This is a genomic window from Dokdonia genika, from assembly GCF_042652845.1.
Taxonomy (GTDB): domain Bacteria; phylum Bacteroidota; class Bacteroidia; order Flavobacteriales; family Flavobacteriaceae; genus Dokdonia; species Dokdonia donghaensis.
In genome coordinates this window covers 1-17,843 of sequence record NZ_JBHSHB010000009.1, presented here as the reverse complement: position 1 = coordinate 17,843, position 17,843 = coordinate 1, and the positions used below count along the sequence as shown (strand labels likewise).

17 protein-coding genes are annotated in these 17,843 nt (G+C 39.6%); 5 read left to right on the top strand and 12 right to left on the bottom strand.

The window, feature by feature from the left end; genetic code table 11:
- Window positions 1-3 precede the first annotated feature (3 nt).
- Together ACFO5T_RS06555 and ACFO5T_RS06550 are read right to left on the bottom strand one after the other, a co-directional pair.
- Window positions 4-384 carry a hypothetical protein gene (locus tag ACFO5T_RS06555; protein WP_380033021.1) on the bottom strand — a complete coding sequence of 127 codons (381 nt, stop codon included), beginning with the start codon at window positions 382-384 and terminating at the stop codon, window positions 4-6.
- 87 nt (window positions 385-471) lie between these two features.
- Window positions 472-975: a GbsR/MarR family transcriptional regulator gene (locus tag ACFO5T_RS06550; protein ID WP_298351593.1), complete on the bottom strand. Its 504-nt coding sequence runs from the start codon at window positions 973-975 to the stop codon at window positions 472-474.
- A gap of 88 nt (window positions 976-1,063) precedes the next feature.
- Between ACFO5T_RS06550 and ACFO5T_RS06545 the strand changes: the two genes are divergently transcribed.
- A complete protein-coding gene (locus ACFO5T_RS06545; protein WP_380033018.1) occupies window positions 1,064-2,284 on the top strand; it encodes a glycosyltransferase family 4 protein in 1,221 nt (406 codons plus the stop codon).
- Between the two features lie 40 nt (window positions 2,285-2,324).
- On the opposite strand, the gene ACFO5T_RS06540 is transcribed toward ACFO5T_RS06545, so the two are convergent.
- The 3 genes from ACFO5T_RS06540 to ACFO5T_RS06530 form a co-directional block, all read right to left on the bottom strand.
- Window positions 2,325-4,355 carry a M3 family metallopeptidase gene (locus ACFO5T_RS06540; RefSeq protein ID WP_380033016.1) on the bottom strand — a complete coding sequence of 677 codons (2,031 nt, stop codon included), beginning with the start codon at window positions 4,353-4,355 and terminating at the stop codon, window positions 2,325-2,327.
- 258 nt (window positions 4,356-4,613) lie between these two features.
- Window positions 4,614-5,093, bottom strand: a complete 480-nt coding sequence (purE, locus tag ACFO5T_RS06535; protein ID WP_380033014.1) for a 5-(carboxyamino)imidazole ribonucleotide mutase — start codon at window positions 5,091-5,093, stop codon at window positions 4,614-4,616.
- A 10-nt stretch (window positions 5,094-5,103) separates the two neighbouring features.
- The gene (locus tag ACFO5T_RS06530; protein ID WP_380033012.1) at window positions 5,104-6,258 is read right to left on the bottom strand and encodes a 5-(carboxyamino)imidazole ribonucleotide synthase; all 1,155 of its coding nucleotides are present in this window, start codon (window positions 6,256-6,258) and stop codon (window positions 5,104-5,106) included.
- 138 nt (window positions 6,259-6,396) lie between these two features.
- Here ACFO5T_RS06530 and ACFO5T_RS06525 point away from each other — a divergent pair, with 138 nt between their 5' ends.
- From ACFO5T_RS06525 to ACFO5T_RS06510, 4 genes are all read left to right on the top strand, one after another.
- Window positions 6,397-7,512 (top strand): adenylate kinase, encoded by a 1,116-nt coding sequence (locus ACFO5T_RS06525; RefSeq protein WP_081965013.1) that lies wholly within the window; start codon window positions 6,397-6,399, stop codon window positions 7,510-7,512.
- A 49-nt stretch (window positions 7,513-7,561) separates the two neighbouring features.
- Entirely contained in the window at window positions 7,562-8,560 is a 999-nt protein-coding gene (gene obgE / locus ACFO5T_RS06520; RefSeq protein WP_375252967.1) for a GTPase ObgE, read from the top strand.
- 65 nt (window positions 8,561-8,625) lie between these two features.
- The gene (locus ACFO5T_RS06515; protein ID WP_380033009.1) at window positions 8,626-9,150 is read left to right on the top strand and encodes a DUF4136 domain-containing protein; all 525 of its coding nucleotides are present in this window, start codon (window positions 8,626-8,628) and stop codon (window positions 9,148-9,150) included.
- A 43-nt stretch (window positions 9,151-9,193) separates the two neighbouring features.
- Window positions 9,194-10,165, top strand: a complete 972-nt coding sequence (locus tag ACFO5T_RS06510) for a tetratricopeptide repeat protein (RefSeq protein ID WP_380033007.1) — start codon at window positions 9,194-9,196, stop codon at window positions 10,163-10,165.
- A 2-nt stretch (window positions 10,166-10,167) separates the two neighbouring features.
- Here the strand turns inward: ACFO5T_RS06510 and ACFO5T_RS06505 are convergent, their stop codons facing one another.
- From ACFO5T_RS06505 to ACFO5T_RS06475, 7 genes are all read right to left on the bottom strand, one after another.
- Complete coding sequence (locus tag ACFO5T_RS06505) at window positions 10,168-10,905, bottom strand: M15 family metallopeptidase (protein ID WP_380033005.1); 738 nt, start codon at window positions 10,903-10,905, stop codon at window positions 10,168-10,170.
- The gene (locus ACFO5T_RS06500) at window positions 10,902-11,855 is read right to left on the bottom strand and encodes a GNAT family N-acetyltransferase (protein WP_380033003.1); all 954 of its coding nucleotides are present in this window, start codon (window positions 11,853-11,855) and stop codon (window positions 10,902-10,904) included. The genes ACFO5T_RS06505 and ACFO5T_RS06500 overlap by 4 nt, the downstream gene beginning before the upstream one ends.
- Window positions 11,856-11,860: 5 nt before the next feature.
- A complete protein-coding gene (locus ACFO5T_RS06495) occupies window positions 11,861-12,142 on the bottom strand; it encodes a GNAT family N-acetyltransferase (protein ID WP_035327485.1) in 282 nt (93 codons plus the stop codon).
- Window positions 12,143-12,214: 72 nt separating this feature from the next.
- Window positions 12,215-13,363, bottom strand: a complete 1,149-nt coding sequence (locus ACFO5T_RS06490) for a gliding motility-associated C-terminal domain-containing protein (RefSeq protein WP_380033000.1) — start codon at window positions 13,361-13,363, stop codon at window positions 12,215-12,217.
- 4 nt (window positions 13,364-13,367) lie between these two features.
- Window positions 13,368-14,150, bottom strand: a complete 783-nt coding sequence (locus ACFO5T_RS06485) for a hypothetical protein (RefSeq protein WP_380032998.1) — start codon at window positions 14,148-14,150, stop codon at window positions 13,368-13,370.
- Window positions 14,150-14,878 carry a hypothetical protein gene (locus ACFO5T_RS06480; protein WP_380032996.1) on the bottom strand — a complete coding sequence of 243 codons (729 nt, stop codon included), beginning with the start codon at window positions 14,876-14,878 and terminating at the stop codon, window positions 14,150-14,152. The genes ACFO5T_RS06485 and ACFO5T_RS06480 overlap by 1 nt, the downstream gene beginning before the upstream one ends.
- A gap of 7 nt (window positions 14,879-14,885) precedes the next feature.
- Window positions 14,886-16,340: a hypothetical protein gene (locus tag ACFO5T_RS06475; protein WP_380032994.1), complete on the bottom strand. Its 1,455-nt coding sequence runs from the start codon at window positions 16,338-16,340 to the stop codon at window positions 14,886-14,888.
- Window positions 16,341-17,843 lie beyond the last annotated feature (1,503 nt).

Genomic DNA, 17,843 nt, shown 5'->3' with positions numbered 1-17,843 from the left:
TGCCTAAATTGTTTTATTTGATACGATTGATATGTCTTTTTCTTGCGAGGTAAGTGTATACTCACTCTGCTTGTATGTGAGTATTAAAAAGTAGATGCTTAGAGCAATGCCTAGTATAATTGGAAGCCAAAACAAGAAGTCAAACAATGAGAAATATTTTAAACATAAAAGAAGCGAAAGGCTCAAGACCGTTACAACTCCATATATTATAAAGTACTTCTTAAGATGGGGCGCTACGTCAGACCAGCGAAATAAGAGGTACACAAAGCAACATACTTGTATGGCTCCTGTTATGGGCAGGAAAAGTAAACCGCCATAGACTGTTATAAATAAAATCGCATTAGTAATAATAAGCGTCTTGTTAATGAGGAATAGTGTTTTCATAATATTTATATTTCAGAAATTATTGAAACTTTGAGTGAAATAAAAAGCACTTTTACAGTGCCCCTTAAATGTTGTGGTAAACAATTGTTACTTCATTAACTTCATAATTGTCTTTGTAATCCAGCTTTCTTTATAATCTGTAATTTTTTCTAGCATACTATCTGCTCTAGATACAAACTCATAGAGCTCTGCCGTTTTGGTCTTGAAGTGGGCAGCCTCTGTAGAGCCTGTTTCTTCTATACTACTTACTTCTTGCAAGACACGTAGTGTAGGTTTTATCTCTCTCTTGCTTCTTTCTTTGGCTATTTTTCTAGCAAGCTCATCTATGTTACTTTCGGCAACAAAATACTCTCGACGTTCACCCGTTTTATACTCTTTAAAGATAATTCCCCAGTCTATGAGTGCTCGCAGGTTCATACTCGCATTTCCTCTAGAGATATAAAGCTCGCCCATAATATCTTCCATACTTAACGCCTCTGGAGACACCATAAGTAAGGCGTGTATTTGAGCCATTGTCTTATTAATTCCCCATTGCGTACCTAGCGCTCCCCAAGTTTGTATAAACTTATTTTTTGCTTGATCAAATTCCATACGTCAAATATAAGAATGTTATTGTAATTTCAAAAATAAATGAAAGTTAAATTTTTACTGTCAGTTTTGTTATTCCTATTTTTGGATTATGAATGTACTTGTAATCTCAACAGTTTGGGTAGAGCCCACTTCTTCGGCAGCAGGAAGTAGGATGTTACAGCTGCTTACTATTTTTAAAGAAAAAGGCTGGGATGTCACCTATGCAAGTACAGCCGGAACTTCTCAAAATGCAATCTCACTTAGTGATTTTGATATTGAGACCGCAACGATACAGCTTAACGATGATTCTTTTAACGCTTTCGCGAAAGCGCACAACCCCACCATCGTACTCTTTGATAGATTTATGGCAGAGGAGCAATTTGGCTGGCGAATAGACGAAGCGTGCCCCAACGCTCTAAAAATACTAGACACCGAAGATCTGCACTGCCTAAGAAAAGCAAGAGCGCAAGCCGTAAAAGAAGAGCGAGTTTTTAAACACAAGGACTTAATTTCTGATATCGCCAAAAGGGAGATAGCCTCCATTTACAGATGTGATCTCACCTTGATGATCTCTACAGTAGAGATGGATTTGCTACAAACTTTTTTTAAAGTTCCTGCGTCATTATTGCACTATGTGCCCTTTCTAGTTTCTACACTTGAGACTGATTTTGTTCCTTTTAAAGAGCGGGCACATTTTATAGCCATAGGCAATTTTATACACCCGCCTAACTGGGATGCCACCCTAGAACTAAAAAAACATATTTGGCCACACATACGTCAGCAACTGCCGCAAGCAGAGATGCACATTTATGGCGCTTATGTGCCAGAGAAGGCGTTGCAGCTGCATAATCCCAAAGAAGGATTTTTGGTGAAAGGAAGAGCAGAGAGTGCTCACCAGGTGATAAGAAATGCCAGAGTTTTACTAGCGCCGCTTAGGTATGGAGCTGGCCTTAAAGGTAAATTTATAGATGCGATGCAATGTGGCACCCCATCTGTAACAACTACGATAGGAGCAGAGGGAATGAGCCAGCACCTAGACTGGCCCGGCAGTGTGAATGATGATTATGATGCATTTATAAAAGCCGCAGTCTCTTTATATAGTAACGAGTCAATATGGCAAAAAGCTCAAGAAAATGGCGTAAGGATGATTAATACCAATTTTCAAAAAGATACTTATGCCAGCCTGCTTACAGATACATTACAGGATCTAATGGATAATTTGATTATGCATCGTGCTGCAAACTTTACAGGCCAGATGTTACAACATCACACAATGCGCAGCACACTCTTTATGTCAAAATGGATAGCAGAAAAAAACAAAAAGGAGTAAGCCACGCTTACTCCTTTTTATTTTTAATAGACTTAATATATTAATCTATAAGTCCTGCTCTTTTGAGTAGTGCTTCTGGTTTAGGTTCTTGACCTCTAAAACGTTTATAGAGTGTCATAGGGTCCTCAGTTCCTCCTTTTGAGAGTACGTGGTCCTTAAACTTAGTAGCCACGTCTTTATTAAATATCCCTTGTTCTTTAAAATATTCAAAAGCATCTGCATCTAGTACTTCTGCCCATTTGTAACTATAATATCCAGATGAGTAACCACCTTGAAAAATGTGAGCAAAGGCTGTACTCATACAGGTCTCAGGAGTGTCTGGATATAAAGCTGTGTTGCCAAAGGCTTCTTTTTCAAAAGCTTTTACATCTGTTATATTACTCGGGTCTTGCCCGTGCCACGACATATCTAGCAACCCAAAGCTAAGTTGTCTCAAAGTTTGCATTCCTTCTTGAAACGTTGCTGCGTCTTTTATTTTTTGAACAAGCTCCATAGGGATTACTTCGCCAGTTTCATAATGAGTAGCAAAGAGCTCTAGAGCTTCTTTTTCATAACACCAGTTTTCTAGCACTTGGCTAGGTAACTCTACAAAGTCCCAGTACACAGAAGTTCCAGATAGGCTAGGGTAGGTGGTATTTGCTAGCATACCGTGTAACCCGTGACCAAACTCGTGAAAGAGTGTTGTAACTTCATTAAAAGTAAGTAGGGATGGCTTACTAGGTGTAGATGGTGTGAAGTTGCATACGTTAGATATATGTGGTCGCTCATTTACTCCATTCTCAATTTTTTGACCTTTAAAAGAGGTCATCCAGGCACCACCACGTTTTCCCTTTCTTGGGTGAAAATCTGCATAAAAAAGAGAGATGTACTTACCATCTACATCTGTTACTCTATAGGTTTTAACATCCTTATGATATACATCTACATCTGTTACCTGCTCAAACTGCAACCCGAAGAGACGTGTTGCTACTTCAAACACACCATTTATTACATTTTCTAATTTAAAGTAAGGTTTGAGTTGCTCGTCATCTAGGTTAAAGAGTTCTTTTTTTAGTTTTTCAGAATAGTAAGAGCCATCCCATTTTTGAAGTGCGTCTATACCGTCTTGTGTTTTTGCAAAATTTTCTAATTGTGCAAACTCTCTCTCTGCTGCAGGTTTTGCTTTTTCTAAGAGTTCGTTTAGAAAATCTTTAACCTTAGCTGGCGTTTGTGCCATACGTTCTTCAAGTACAAAATGGGCGTGCGTTTCATAACCTAGTAGCTGTGCACGCTCGTGACGTAAGTTTACAATCTCAATGACGTTTTTTTGATTATCGTACTCATTACCTTTAAAGGCTTTACTGCCAAAGGCAAGAGAAAGCTCTTTGCGTAGCTCACGATTATCTGCATATTTCATAAAGGGAATGTAACTTGGGTAGTCAAGTGTTACTACCCAGCCTTCTTTGTCTCTAGAAGCTGCCTCTGCTGCAAAGGCTTCTTTTGCACTTGCAGGGACTCCAGCAAGATCTTCTTCATTTGTGAGGTGAAGCTCGTAGCTGTTTGTTTCTGCCAAGATATTTTCGCCAAAACTGAGTTTTAATTTTGCGAGAGCTGTATCAATTTCGCGCAAGCGTGATTTTTTATCTTCAGGTAGGTTTGCCCCATTACGAGCAAAACTTTTATATTTTTTTTCTAGCAACGTTTTTTCTTCCACAGAAAGATCCAAATCATCTTTCTGGGCGTATATACTTTTAATACGCTCAAACAGTGTCTCGTTGAGAGTAACATCATTGCTAAAAGCGGTAAGAAGTGGCGATACTTCTTGTGCTATTTTTTGAATAGCCTCAGAGGTCTCTGCGCTATTAAGGTTAAAAAACACACTAGAAATACGATCTAGTTGTTGTCCAGAATAGTCGAGAGCAGCAATCGTATTTTGAAAGGTAGGTGCCTCAGTATTATTTGTAATAGCATCTATCTCATTACGATTAATTTGTATCGCTTCTATAAAGGCTGGCTTAAAGTGCTCGTCCTTAATAGTATTAAATGGAGCTTCATTAAAGTCTTGTAAAAGAGGATTAGATGTAAGTGACATATGTGCTTTGAAAATTAGAATTCGTTATAAATGAGTCATTTATCGAAAAAATAACGCATTTTGTCGATATATGCGATATTTTTTTTATGTTCGCTCTGTCTATTTGAAATAGATATATATTTGAGAAAATATGAAATTGATTTCCCCCAATCGATGTAGATATTAAAAAGGTTTGATTAATATTTAGAATGGTTAATAAATACAGTATCAATCCCCCACAACTGCATTGATAAAGACCGCTCGTAAGAGCGGTCTTTTTTATTTAATGCTTTTTGCGCCTTCTATAACTTTTTGCTTGAGGCCTTCTTTATAGGCTAGCATTTTGTCTTGTAGTGCGGTATCTCTTGCGCCTAGAATTTGTGCGGCAAGTATTCCAGCATTTTTTGCGCCGTCTAGTGCTACTGTTGCAACAGGTACTCCGCCTGGCATTTGTAATATAGAGAGCACAGAGTCCCACCCATCTATAGAGTTGCGAGACTTAACAGGCACGCCTATCACTGGTAATGGTGATAAAGAAGCAACCATACCTGGGAGGTGAGCAGCGCCACCGGCACCAGCTATAATTACATTTATGCCGCGCGTATGTGCATTTTTACTATAATCAAAAAGTTTATCTGGTGTGCGGTGTGCACTTACGATGTCTACCTCTATATCGATATCCATCTCTTTTAAGAAGTCTATAGCTTCTTGCATTACTGGGAGGTCACTCGTGCTTCCCATTATGATTCCTACTTTCATCGTGTTTGATTTATTGTGCGATTACTTTTATGCTTCCTTTTACCTTTTCGGCTACAGTTCTTGCTTTTTCTATATTGTGATCTACAATAGTTACGTGACCCATTTTTCTAAAAGGGCGCGTCTCCTTTTTACCATAAATATGAGGGGTAACCCCGTCCATACCCATTATATGCTCTATGTTTTCATATTTTACTGGGCCAGTATAGCCTTCATCTCCTACTAGATTTACCATTACAGAAGCCACTTTACTATCTGTATTGCCTAGCGGTAGATCTAAAATAGCTCTGAGGTGCTGCTCAAACTGGTTTGTAAAACTTCCTTCTATACTGTAGTGACCGCTATTGTGTGGTCTTGGAGCTACTTCATTTACAAGAATCTCATCATTTTCTGTCTGAAACATTTCTACCGCAAGTAAGCCCACGTGACCAAAAGCGTTAGAAACTTTCTCTGCAATATCTCGTGCTTTTTGAGCTACGGTCTCATCTATACGAGCTGGGCATATAACATACTCTACCTGGTTTGCCTCTGGATGAAACTCCATCTCTACCACAGGGTAGGTTTTAACCTCTCCAGATATATTGCGAGCTACTATTACGGCTAGCTCGTTTTTAAATGGGATCATCTTTTCGGCTATGCAAGGTACTTCTGGTAAAGTGTCAAGGTCACTTGCGGTGCGCACTACAGATACTCCTTTGCCATCATAGCCTCCTGTACAAGATTTCCAAATAAATGGCAGGTTGTCTAGCCATTGTGGAGATTCTTTTACCGCTTTCGCGAAAGCGTACTTCTCATAACTTGCTGTTGGGATGTTGTACTTTTTATAAAAGTCCTTTTGTACACCTTTATCTTGTATGTTGCGTAAAACTGATGGTTGAGGATACACTTGTATGCCCTCCTTTTCTAACGTCTCTAGGGCATTGATGTTTACACTCTCTATCTCAAAGGTTAATACATTTACCTTACGGCCAAATTTTACTACAGTATCATAGTCCATAAGACTACCTTGTGTAAAATGGTTGCAGGCAATCTTGCAGGGAGCCTCGTTGCTTGGGTCAAGTACGTAGGTCTGTATATCATACTTGCGGGTGTCGTAAAGCATCATTTTACCTAGTTGACCACCACCTAAGATGCCTAATTTAAATTGAGAAGAGAAATAATTTTTCATAGCATATAAGTTTTCGCGAAAGCGAAAAATAGTGGTTCAAAAATACAAAATCGTCTGAGAGTAACTCATAATTATGTATTCATATCGAGATAGCTATAAGGACTGATTTTCAAATACTATCTTTGCTCTTTATTATTTATGAAAAATACAATTACACTTCACGACTTAACGTTTGAAAAATCTATTTCAAAAACAGATGTGCAACACGCTGTAAACGGTGTGGCTGTGCGTCTTAATGAAGACTATAGAGGTAAACGACCAGTGTTTCTTACAGTGCTTAATGGTGCTTTTTTATTTAGTGCAGAGCTCATAAAAAAGTTTGACCACGAGTGCGAGATGAGCTTTATCAAGGTGGCTAGTTATGATGGAACTCAACAAAGCGATGAGATTCATACCGTAATGGGGGCAGAGCCATCACTAAAAGGACGAGATGTAATTGTAGTAGAAGATATAGTAGACTCTGGTAATACCATAGAGACTATTATAAAAATACTTGAACAAGAAGAGGTGGCGTCATATCGTATAGCCTCACTTTTATATAAACCAGAAGCCTATAAGAAGCCGTATAAGGTAGATTATATAGGCCTGGAAATTTCTAATGATTTTGTGGTAGGGTTTGGTCTAGATTATAATGGTCTAGGGCGTAACCTCACATCAATATATAAACTTAAAAAAACTCATATGACCAATCTGGTTTTATTTGGCCCTCCAGGTGCCGGTAAAGGAACACAAGCCGAAGTTTTAAAAGAGAAGTATGACCTAGTGCATATAAGTACTGGTGATGTTTTTAGATACAACATAAAAAACGCTACAGAACTTGGAACACTGGCAAAGTCTTATATAGACAAAGGACAGTTAGTGCCAGATACTGTTACGATAGATATGCTTAGTGCAGAGGTAGAGAAAAATGCAGATGCAAAAGGATTTATTTTTGACGGTTTTCCTCGTACAGAAGCTCAGGCAGATGCTCTTGCAACATTACTAGCTTCAAAAAATACGGAGGTTGCAGGTATGGTTGCATTAGAGGTAGATGATGAGGTGCTTGTACAGCGATTACTAGAACGTGGTAAAACTTCTGGTCGTGCAGATGATGCAGATGAGGATGTGATACGTAATCGTATAAAAGTATATTATGCAGAGACGGCAATCTTAAAAGGATACTACGAGAAACAAGATAAGTACCACGGAGTAGACGGGGTAGGTAGTATAGAAGAGATTACTGCAAGATTAAGTGACGTGATTGACACGTTATAGATTAGTGAAGAACTAATCATTACAATTAAATATAAAGGCTAGCTGAAAGATGACTGAAGGAAATTTTGTAGACTATGTAAAGATTCACACAACCTCTGGTAATGGGGGATCTGGATCTGCGCACTTACACCGCGAAAAGTTTATAGAAAAAGGAGGCCCAGACGGTGGTGATGGTGGTCGTGGTGGACATATTATAGTGCGAGGTAACTCAAACTTATGGACACTTATACACCTTAAATTTAAACGTCACCTGAGAGCTGGTCACGGAGGTAATGGTGCAAAGTCAAGATCTACTGGTCTAGATGGAGAAGATACCTATATAGATGTGCCTCTAGGTACTACAATAAAAGATACAGAGACAGATAAAGTCTTGTTTGAAATCACAGAGGATGGTCAAGAGTTTATCGCTGCCGAAGGTGGTATGGGAGGTCGTGGTAACTGGCATTTTAAAAGTAGCACTAACCAGACACCTAGATATGCACAACCAGGTATAGATGGCTATGAAGTCTCACTTACCTTAGAGCTTAAAGTTCTGGCAGACGTAGGTCTGGTAGGTTTTCCTAATGTAGGGAAGTCTACATTACTAGCATCTATCACAGCGGCCAAACCAAAAATCGCAAATTATGAGTTTACCACTCTTAAGCCTAATTTGGGTATTGTAGAGTACCGCGATTACAGGTCATTTGTAATGGCAGATATACCAGGTATTATAGAAGGAGCCTCAGAGGGTAGAGGGATAGGTCATCGATTTTTACGCCACATAGAGCGCAACTCTACACTGCTCTTTATGATTCCGGCAGATGCAGATAGTATCTCAGAGCAATACGAGATTTTGCTCAATGAGCTTAAAAAGTATAATCCAGAAATGCTCGACAAGAGCAGAATGATTGCTATTACAAAAAGTGATATGCTGGATGATGAGCTTAAGGCAGAGCTTTCTGAAGAGCTAGATAGAGAACTTCCTATTCCTTATTTATTTATCTCTGCAGTTGCACAACAAGGTCTTGTAGAACTTAAAGACGCCTTGTGGAAAATGATGAATGAGTAGTTAAGAACTAACAAAATATAATAATCCGTGTAAACCTTTGTTATCTTTATGCAAAACAAAGATTTATGCGGATTTTTTTATGCCTCATTATATGTGTCCTACTCACGAGTTGCGGGACAACATTTGTAGACTATGACTATGATACAAAGGTAGATTTCTCAAAGCTTACCTCTTATAACTATGACTTCTCTGAATCAACTGGGCTACTTGAATTTGACGAGCGTAGAGTGGTGAAGTATACAGATAGTATGTTGCAATCTCGCGGTTATATCAAGACTGAGACTAATGACTTTTTTATAAAAATTACATCCGAAGAGTATGAGACACGCTCTAGAAACACCTTAGGCGTAGGTGTAGGAGGCGGTGGAGGTACTGTAGGCGTAGGTGTAAGTGGCGGCATACCCATAGGCGGTCCAGAGCGACACCTCAAGATGGTTGTTACTGTTTACAAAGCATTAGGTAATCAAGCCACGGTATGGGAGGCTATAAGTGAGAGCGATATTAAAGTAAAGGCAAAACCTGATAAGCGGGATGCACATTTTAAAAAGTTAGTAGAAAAAATTTTTAACAAATTTCCGCCAGAGCAGTAATTGTACTTTGGCACCATAATGGTTTATATTTGATTAAAATAATATGATGAAAAAGTGGTTTATTATTCTATTGTTTCCTGTGGCGCTTTGTGCTCAGAATGGGAGTGATAACGCTTTCGCGAAAGCGGAAACCTATTTTAAACAATCTAAGTACAAACTTGCAAAGCCGCTCTTTTTAAATTATTTAAAAACACATCCTAAAGACCCTCAAACTCTAGAATATCTTGGAGACATAGAAGGGTATGCAAAAAACTGGGATGGAGCAATTCCTTATTACGAAGACCTAGTAGAAAAGTATCCAAACAACGCAAACTATCATTATAAATATGGGGGTGTACTGGGTATGAAAGCGCTTGCTGTAAACAAGCTGAGAGCTGCTACAATGATAGGAGATATAAAAGAACAATTTGAAACTGCAGCGACTCTCGATCCATCACATATAGAAGCACGCTGGGCACTTGTAGAATTTTATATTCAAATACCAGGTATAATAGGCGGTAGTGAGGCAAAAGCAAGAAAATATGCAGACCAGCTACTAGATATCTCAAAAGTAGATGGATATCTCGCTCACGGCTATATTGCAGAGTATAATGATAAACCTAAGCAAGCAGAGTATAATTATATAAAAGCTGTTGAGGTAGGTGGTTCTGTTACTTGTTATGCAAAATTACAAGAGCATTACGAGAAGAATAACGAACCACAAAAAGCCTTTGAAACGGCTTATGAGGCACAACAAAAACACGCCCAAGAAAACAGGTTGCAGTACCAGCTAGGTAAGGTAGCTGGGCAGTATGGTATAGGCCTCGATCAAGGTATTACAGGTTTACACCATTATATAAAATATCACTCTGCGGCAGATGGTGTGCCTAAGGATTGGGCCTATCTACGTCTTGCTCAAATCTACAAGCATAAAGGTGATAAAGAGAAAGCAGAGCAATGGATAAATAAAGCACTTGCTAGTAGGTCAGATTTTAAAGAGGCCTTACAAGAGCGCAAAGCCATTATGAATTTATAATACTAAGGCAGTAGCGCAGGATTGATATCACCTACATTTTCCTTAAGATAGCGCTCTATAAAAGAGTCTGTAAAGTACTCACTTCCTAGTAAGTTTGCAGCTTGTAATTGCGACTTTATATCAAGCGCTTGATATGCTTTAAGGTAGTCTAGAGAGAGTGCTTTGTAGCTATAATGCCAGGGTTCATATTTAAAGCCTTTCCTGTCATACGTATCTGTGTAGACAAGGTAAAAGCCAAAACTATTTGCGTGTGCATCCATCCATTCTTTAAACTTACAGAAGGGACCACTTCCGTGAAATTTTGACGGAACCAGTAATCCGCTAGTAACTCCTGGTGTGGCGTCTACAATATCTATATCTGTCCCCCAGTGATGCCTTGAGGTGCCAGGTATGGTAGAGTACTCAATAATTTTATTGATGGTTGCAAGGTGGCTTAGACCGCTTTCGCGAAAGCGTTTATACTTACGCTCCCATATTCTGTTTTGATGATTATAGTCCCTGTAGCTTGACACTACTTGAAATTTTATACCATCTTTAAGAGCAGCGGCTTTCATCTCTTCAAAAGCGATGGCGGCTTCTGGTCTAAGTCTATAAGTTGAAGTCTTGGTGAGCAGAGGTGAACCTTTGCCTAGTAGCTCATCTCTGTCTATCATCTCCAGTATTGCTGCCCTAGCCACAAGTGGGAGGGAAGCAGCAACTATACCTAGTACTGTGAGTTTTGAAAATGATCTTCTATTCATAAGAGCTGCTTTTTCATTCTATAATGAGGTCCTACTTTAGGAATATCAAACAAGGTGCCATCTACTTGATAACCTAGGTTTTTATAAAATTGCAGGGCTACGACTCGGGCATTAAACCATAGTAGTGTTTTGCCTTTTTCTTTAAGTAGCGTCTCACCTCTTTTTAATAGGAGTTCTGCAATGCCTTTTCTTCTATATTCTGGTAAAACCGCCATTCCTCTTAGTCTATATTGTGCGCCAGTAAAGCCCTCGTGACTGTCATCCATAAAACTCGCAACGCCTATAATGTCATTATTATGAAACATACCCAGGTGAAAGGTGCTTGCCTGCTCATCTGCCTCCATATAGACATCTTCTAGCGGACGCCCTTTTCTCAAAACTGGATGCCGTACGGGCCAGGTTTCTTTGGCGCTTATTTCTTTAAGTTGATAAGCCTCATTATTGAGATGATATAACCTAGTAGGCATATCGTGATGTGTAATGTTGTTTACAAAAACAAAGTTTAGCTTTTTTAAAACCTTTTGAGAAGCGGTATTGTTGTTATGAGTTCGAGCTATTACATAGGGTAGGTGAAGTTCTTTAAAAGCGTAGCTTATGCAGGCCTCACTAGCCTCGGTTGCATAGCCTTGATTCCAGTACTTTTCAAAAAACCTAAAACCTAGATCTACCTGGCGATTATCTTGATTAAACTTAAGGCCACACCAACCTAAAAAAATATTGTCACTCTTGCGTGTTACTGCATACCTGCCTAAACCTGTTTGAGTCGTAGTATGAGCTTTGTGGTAGACTGTTGTAGTATAATTTTTTATAAAGGCTTGTGCTTCTTCTATGTTTTTAAAAGGAGCATCACCTGTATATTTAATTACCTCTAGATTTGTATTAAGGGCGTAAAGGTTTTCTGCATCTTGTGATGTAAATGGTTTAAGATACAAACGTTTTGTCTCGAGCACAGTCATTATGCCAGTACATCTTTATAATCTGGGTTACGATCAAATTGAACTTCGGCAAAGGGGCAAAGTGGATTTATTTTTAACCCTCTTTCTCTTGCAAAATCAACAGTATGAGCCACAAGCCTTGATGCAAATCCTTTGCCTTCTTCTGGTATTTTGGTTTCTGTGTGGTCTATCGTTATTACTGAATCTCTATCTTTTGAGTAAGCGAGTTCTGAGATGATACCATTATCTCCCTTCATATAAAAAACACCTCTATCTTCTCTTTCTTTATGCTGGATATTCATATCTCTCCTTTTTCTGTTAAAGGTTGAAATATAGATTAAAGTGTTTTAGCAATGAGTGATTTTGGGAAAAATTTAGCGGTTTATGTAAAATGCACCGGCTTGATCTTTTTGATCTTTAAGTTTAAGTACATAGTAATAGGTTCCTACAGGCAGTTTGTTATCTTCTGCAATAGTGACTCTTCCTTGTGAAGTTCCATCAAAAGAGTTGTCATAGTTTTTCATACTAAAAACTTCTACACCCCATCTATTAAAGATAAACAGTTCATTATCTGGACTAGTTTCAAGACCTTCTATCACAAAGGTTTCATTAATTCCATCTCCGTTAGGAGAGAAGAATGTATAGACATTTATACCGCTCCCAGCTTTGAGAACAGATCCAAGTGTGTATGCCGAAAAGTCGTTAGGATCAAAAAGCTCAGAAGTAATCTCGCCATTTATCTCATTACCAGAAAAACTAGCATTTCCCAAATTCACCCATCTGTTTAAAACATTAGAAAAGCCTACAACACGCAGTGAGCTCAAGCCATCTGCAAGTACCGGCACTTGAGTATCTTCATCCCAAGTAAGTTTTGCTTGTACTGGTAGCGGCCCGTTCAAATCCCAATACTCATTAGGATCTATAACAGACAATGTGTTTTCAAACAGGTCTGTGTTAAATGATCCAGGTAATGTACTAGGAGTATCTGGATCTTCAAAAAAGTATGCAGCTTGATAGGTAGTTATGGCCGGGTTGAGAGGAATCACCGTAAGCTGGCGAATTTTAAAGTCATCTCCTATAGGAAAGTCAAATTCTAGGTTACCTTGATTTGTAACATAACCATCTACGTGATTACTATCGCTTTCACCCAGATAGATCGCATTGTTTGTGAAGTCAAGATTAATACCAAGGTCTTCACGAGGAGTGGTAATTCTACCGTTTATAAAATCTAGTAGGCTAGTGACTCCTACAGATACTTCAAAGTTGAGGTCATTTGGCACGTCAACTTCCATATTGAAGAATACAGGCTTGTTATTACCGAGTACAAAAAGTTCTTCAGTTGGATTGTAAAAGCCAGCGAGACCAAGATTGTTATCAAAATCACCGTCATTGATTAAATCCCCGTGAAAACCAATCGCGCCGTCTTGATGAATCTGGATATTTCCAAAGTTGTGTAGGGATTCTTGCGCTTTCGCGAAAGCGTTAAAAAGAACAATGAAGGCAACTATAAGTCTAATTTTCATAATATTATAGTTTTGTTATTGAGGCATTAGTAAAAACGGCATTTAAATTTTGACCTCCTGCATTGAGAACATATTGAAAATTTATAATGTCATTTGCATTAAAGCTATAGGAAATAGTTCCAGAAGAACCCCAGTAGTCTCTGCTAGGTAAGGTTACAAAACCTCTAGAAAGATAACCTATAAGATTACCATTTTGTCTAGCTGCTAAGATATATTTTGTATTTCCGGCTGGCATATTGCTGGTAGATAACGATGCAGATAAGGCATAAACGCCATCTTGCTCTATTCGTATTTCAGAATTTCCGACCACGGTAAATAAATCTTGGTCATTAGTCTGTATATGAGCGCTGGTAAGGGGCAAGTCAAAATAGGTGTTTGTTGCTGTTGGAAGAATTCCATTACCTCCATTTCTATTTAAAACGATTGTTCCTTTTTGACTACTTTGTAAAGTTTGCCACGCAACACCGTCATAAACTTTTAATCTATCTAGAGTAGTGTCATAAACAACCATCCCTTCTTTTGCCTCTGTTATAGCTTCAATATCTACTGTTGTAGCTTGATTAACACGCAGTAGGAGCTCTGCATTAGGTACTTGTGCGTTAGTAAAAGTGATAGCACATAATGTAAGCAAAACAAATAGTGCACAGTGTTTAAGAGTACCTCTTTCAGATTTTAGAATATTTAAATTTAAGCTCAAAGTGAACATCATAATTTGTTCTTTCTTAATAGAAAGTTTATTTCTTAGCATAGAAGCAGGCTGCTTGTGATATGTTGTGCTATATCTCATTACTTATAAGCTGTGTATAAAACTAGTAGCGCCTCATTATTAACATCGTCAGGTTGCACGTCTACCAATGGGTTTGTGCTGTTTGCAGTAATTGTACCATTTGTATAATTTACAGTAATAGTAAACCCATCTTCAGTAAAGGAGGTAAATGCTCCTTCTATTTTACCTAGACTACTACCATTTTGATCACCGTACCGTATACCTATACAGTTGCTACTGCTGGCATATCTAGAGTTGTCATTTATAGAATTTCCGTGTCCTCCAGAATACATCACTTGTTGTGTTATTGTGCCGTCATCATCTCTTGCAAACCCTTTCATTGACCCAAAAGAGTTGTCAATACCTCTATCATTGTTTCCTACGCCATTATCAGAATCAATATCCCGACTTTCTACATTTGCTGCCGCCGAAAAGGTTACCTGTGATGGCGTAAATGGAATGTCGCTTACTGTGACCACTCCTTCGCCAGAAATGATAAACCATCCAGTGTATATATTCTTCTCCGTAAGAAGTTCCAAAAACCCATTATTTGTATATTCAAAAATCCTATTTTCATCTGTATTATAAACGAGCATACCAATCTCTAGATCTGCGGGATCGTATGCGTCAATCTCTAACTGTGATGCCTTCTGTATATTAACTAAATATGCAGGGTCTGTGGTTTGCGCTTTCGCGAAAGCGTAAACAAACACAAGAAGTATAGTTATATATAAAGAGTTACGTTTCATAGTAATTTTATTCGTATGCTGTAAACAGAACAATTACAGATTCATCAAGTATGTCATTTTGTACTGCTGCCGAACCTGTCGTGCCTAGTGTGTACGTTACATTAAGATTAAATCCATTTGCAGTAAAGCTTGCCATAGATGCAGAGATAACACCTAGATTACTTCCGTTATTGTTAGTATATCTTAAGCCTATGCACTCTGTATTATTAGCATATCTAGATATGTTATTTATAGAGCTACCACTTCCGCCAGAAAATATAACCGCCTGTGCAATAGGGCTACCTGCACGTGCAAATCCATTCATTGCCCCAAACGTGTTTTCTAGTAAACCAGTATTATTTGCTCCTAGCGCATTGTCATCATTAATGTTAAACGAACCTATGTTAGGATGCGCCTTAAAAGTAACCTGCGACGGTTGGAATGGAATGCCGACAATAGCCTGAGTATATGTCCCAGTAGTGGTAAGTGTTGTATTATCTATTATAAAAAAACCAGTATATGTACCTGATGGCCCTACGGGTCCTTGTGGTCCTGTTGCTCCATCTGCACCTGCGGGACCTACTGGTCCTTGTGGTCCTGTTGCTCCGTCTGCACCTGCGGGACCTGCTGGTCCTTGTGGTCCTGTTGCTCCGTCTGCACCTGCGGGACCTGCTGGTCCTTGTGGTCCTGTTGCTCCGTCTGCACCTGCAGGTCCTGCTGGTCCTTGAGGTCCCGTTGCTCCGTCTGTACCTGCAGGTCCAGCCGGTCCTTGAGGTCCTGTTGCTCCGTCTGCTCCTTTAGGTCCTACTGGTCCTTGCGGTCCTGTTGCTCCATCTGCTCCTGCGGGTCCTGTTGGTCCTTGCGGTCCTGTTGCTCCGTCTGCTCCTGCCGGACCTATTGGTCCTTGTGGTCCTGTTGCTCCATCTGCTCCTGCCGGTCCTACTGGTCCTTGCGGTCCTGTTGCTCCATCTGCTCCTGCGGGTCCTGTTGGTCCTTGCGGTCCTGTTGCTCCGTCTGCTCCTGCGGGTCCTTGTGGCCCTTGAGCTCCATCTGCTCCTGCGGGTCCTGTTGGTCCTTGCGGTCCTGTTGCTCCGTCTGCTCCTGCGGGTCCTTGTGGCCCTTGAGCTCCATCTGCACCTGCCGGTCCAGCTGGTCCTTGAGGGCCAACAATACCTACAGTTACAGGAATGTTATTTTCATTTGTATATGTAGCAGTTCCATTACCATTATCTACGAGTGTGGTAACAGTTTCAGAAACATCAACTTCAGTCAGTATAGCCAAAAATCCTGAGGCGGTATATTCAAATATGCGGTTTACATCCGTATTATAGACTAACATTCCTATTTCCAGATCTGCTGGGTCATAAGCGTCTATTTCTGACTGTGATGCCTTCTGCACATTTATTAAATATGCGGGGTCTGTGGTTTGCGCTTTCGCGAAAGCGATCACAGAGATAAAAAGAATAAATAATATTTTTTTCATAATAGGGGTAGGGGATTAAAATCCTGGAATGGTTAATACTGTAAACATAAATTCTGAGTTGAAGAATGCACGGTCAGAACCACCATTGTCATTATCTCCAATGTTAACTGTAAATCCAGCTCCAGATTGTGCCGAGTATGATATACCTGGATCATCATTTCCTGCGCCTGCTCTTCCTGGCTGGCTTAACTGAATGATATAATTTGCATTAGGTAGTGCAGTGGTAAATGTTACTCTGTACGTTCCTGTACCTGTATTTACTACAGTAGCATTAAAAAGTGCTCCACCACCAGCAGCACCCACTTTTCCTACTGAATAAACCGTAGGAGCGACTGCCATAAATGCTCCACCATCTGTTCCGACAGAGAGCGCATTGTCTGCATCTGCACTTACAACCTGAGCGGTAAAGGGATTACCAGCCTCATCAGTATAGGTAATCTCTCCGGTGGCTGTGGCATCTGTAGAAGTAGGGGTGTCGTCTTGTGTAAACGTTGTAACTGTTTCTGCTGCGGCATCTGCCCATTCTGTGCCGGTTGCAGTAGCTGTTAGTACTTGTCCTACTGTTCCAGGTAAATCATTTTCGTCAAGTACAGGCCCGTCAAGGTCTAAAGTTTCATTAATTGTTACTGTTGTTGCGTTACTGGTCTCATCAATATTGATTGCTTCTATTCCTCCAACCGTTAATCCAATCTCATCTGCCGCAGGACTGTAGATTCCTGTATTTGAGTCATCTGTAAATCTATACGCAGGTTCGCCAGCATTACCATCAGAATTTAAAAAACCTGCAGAACGAATAGCTCCCGTTACTTGTAGCTTGTTATCTGGTGTATTAGTACCAACTCCCAATCTATTATTTGCAGCATCCCAAAATAACTGGTCATTGTCTTCAGTAGGAGTTTCGTCTGCTCCTGCAAAGAAAATAGAACCTTCAGTTCCTGTATGAGCTAGTGAGCTTAAATCTACTGGGTTTGGAGTGCCAGTTTCATCTATAAACTCTAACTCATTTGTAGTATCGTCAAAGGTTAGTGAAGTAACTGTCTCTTCAATAGCAAAAGGAGTTGCACCTTCATTGTTATATGTTCCAATAAGATTTGTATTTGTAGCAGTGTTTAAGTCAGTAATGTCTGTGATTGTTTCGTCAATTTCAACTGCTGTTCCATCTGCGTTTGTTACAGTTGCGATAAGNGTCTTCAGCGTTATAGGTAGCAATGGTATTTGTAACTGCCGCTGTATTTAAGTCAGTAACGTCTGTGATTGTTTCGTCAATTTCAACTGCTGTTCCATCTGCGTTTGTTACAGTTGCGATAAGGTTACCTGCAATGACATCTGTGATTGCGACACCGTTAGTATCAATAATTACATCAGACCCATCATTGTTTGTGAATGTGTATGTTCCATCTGCGTTATCTGTGATGTCAGCTTTGGCCACGGTGATTGTTGCACCTGCTTCGTTTGTGAAGGTTACGTTTCCGTCAGTTTCATCAGAGATCGTAGTAACTGTTT

Excerpts from the sequence above, each read along its gene's own strand:
- ACFO5T_RS06555 (WP_380033021.1), bottom strand. The coding sequence starts at position 384 with ATGAAAACACTATTCCTCATTAACAAGACGCTTATTATTACTAATGCG.
- ACFO5T_RS06550 (WP_298351593.1), bottom strand. The coding sequence starts at position 975 with ATGGAATTTGATCAAGCAAAAAATAAGTTTATACAAACTTGGGGAGCG.
- ACFO5T_RS06545 (WP_380033018.1), top strand. The coding sequence starts at position 1,064 with ATGAATGTACTTGTAATCTCAACAGTTTGGGTAGAGCCCACTTCTTCG.
- ACFO5T_RS06540 (WP_380033016.1), bottom strand. The coding sequence starts at position 4,355 with ATGTCACTTACATCTAATCCTCTTTTACAAGACTTTAATGAAGCTCCA.
- purE (WP_380033014.1), bottom strand. The coding sequence starts at position 5,093 with ATGAAAGTAGGAATCATAATGGGAAGCACGAGTGACCTCCCAGTAATG.
- ACFO5T_RS06530 (WP_380033012.1), bottom strand. The coding sequence starts at position 6,258 with ATGAAAAATTATTTCTCTTCTCAATTTAAATTAGGCATCTTAGGTGGT.
- ACFO5T_RS06525 (WP_081965013.1), top strand. The coding sequence starts at position 6,397 with ATGAAAAATACAATTACACTTCACGACTTAACGTTTGAAAAATCTATT.
- obgE (WP_375252967.1), top strand. The coding sequence starts at position 7,562 with ATGACTGAAGGAAATTTTGTAGACTATGTAAAGATTCACACAACCTCT.
- ACFO5T_RS06515 (WP_380033009.1), top strand. The coding sequence starts at position 8,626 with ATGCGGATTTTTTTATGCCTCATTATATGTGTCCTACTCACGAGTTGC.
- ACFO5T_RS06510 (WP_380033007.1), top strand. The coding sequence starts at position 9,194 with ATGATGAAAAAGTGGTTTATTATTCTATTGTTTCCTGTGGCGCTTTGT.
- ACFO5T_RS06505 (WP_380033005.1), bottom strand. The coding sequence starts at position 10,905 with ATGAATAGAAGATCATTTTCAAAACTCACAGTACTAGGTATAGTTGCT.
- ACFO5T_RS06495 (WP_035327485.1), bottom strand. The coding sequence starts at position 12,142 with ATGAATATCCAGCATAAAGAAAGAGAAGATAGAGGTGTTTTTTATATG.
- ACFO5T_RS06490 (WP_380033000.1), bottom strand. The coding sequence starts at position 13,363 with ATGAAAATTAGACTTATAGTTGCCTTCATTGTTCTTTTTAACGCTTTC.
- ACFO5T_RS06485 (WP_380032998.1), bottom strand. The coding sequence starts at position 14,150 with ATGAGATATAGCACAACATATCACAAGCAGCCTGCTTCTATGCTAAGA.
- ACFO5T_RS06480 (WP_380032996.1), bottom strand. The coding sequence starts at position 14,878 with ATGAAACGTAACTCTTTATATATAACTATACTTCTTGTGTTTGTTTAC.
- ACFO5T_RS06475 (WP_380032994.1), bottom strand. The coding sequence starts at position 16,340 with ATGAAAAAAATATTATTTATTCTTTTTATCTCTGTGATCGCTTTCGCG.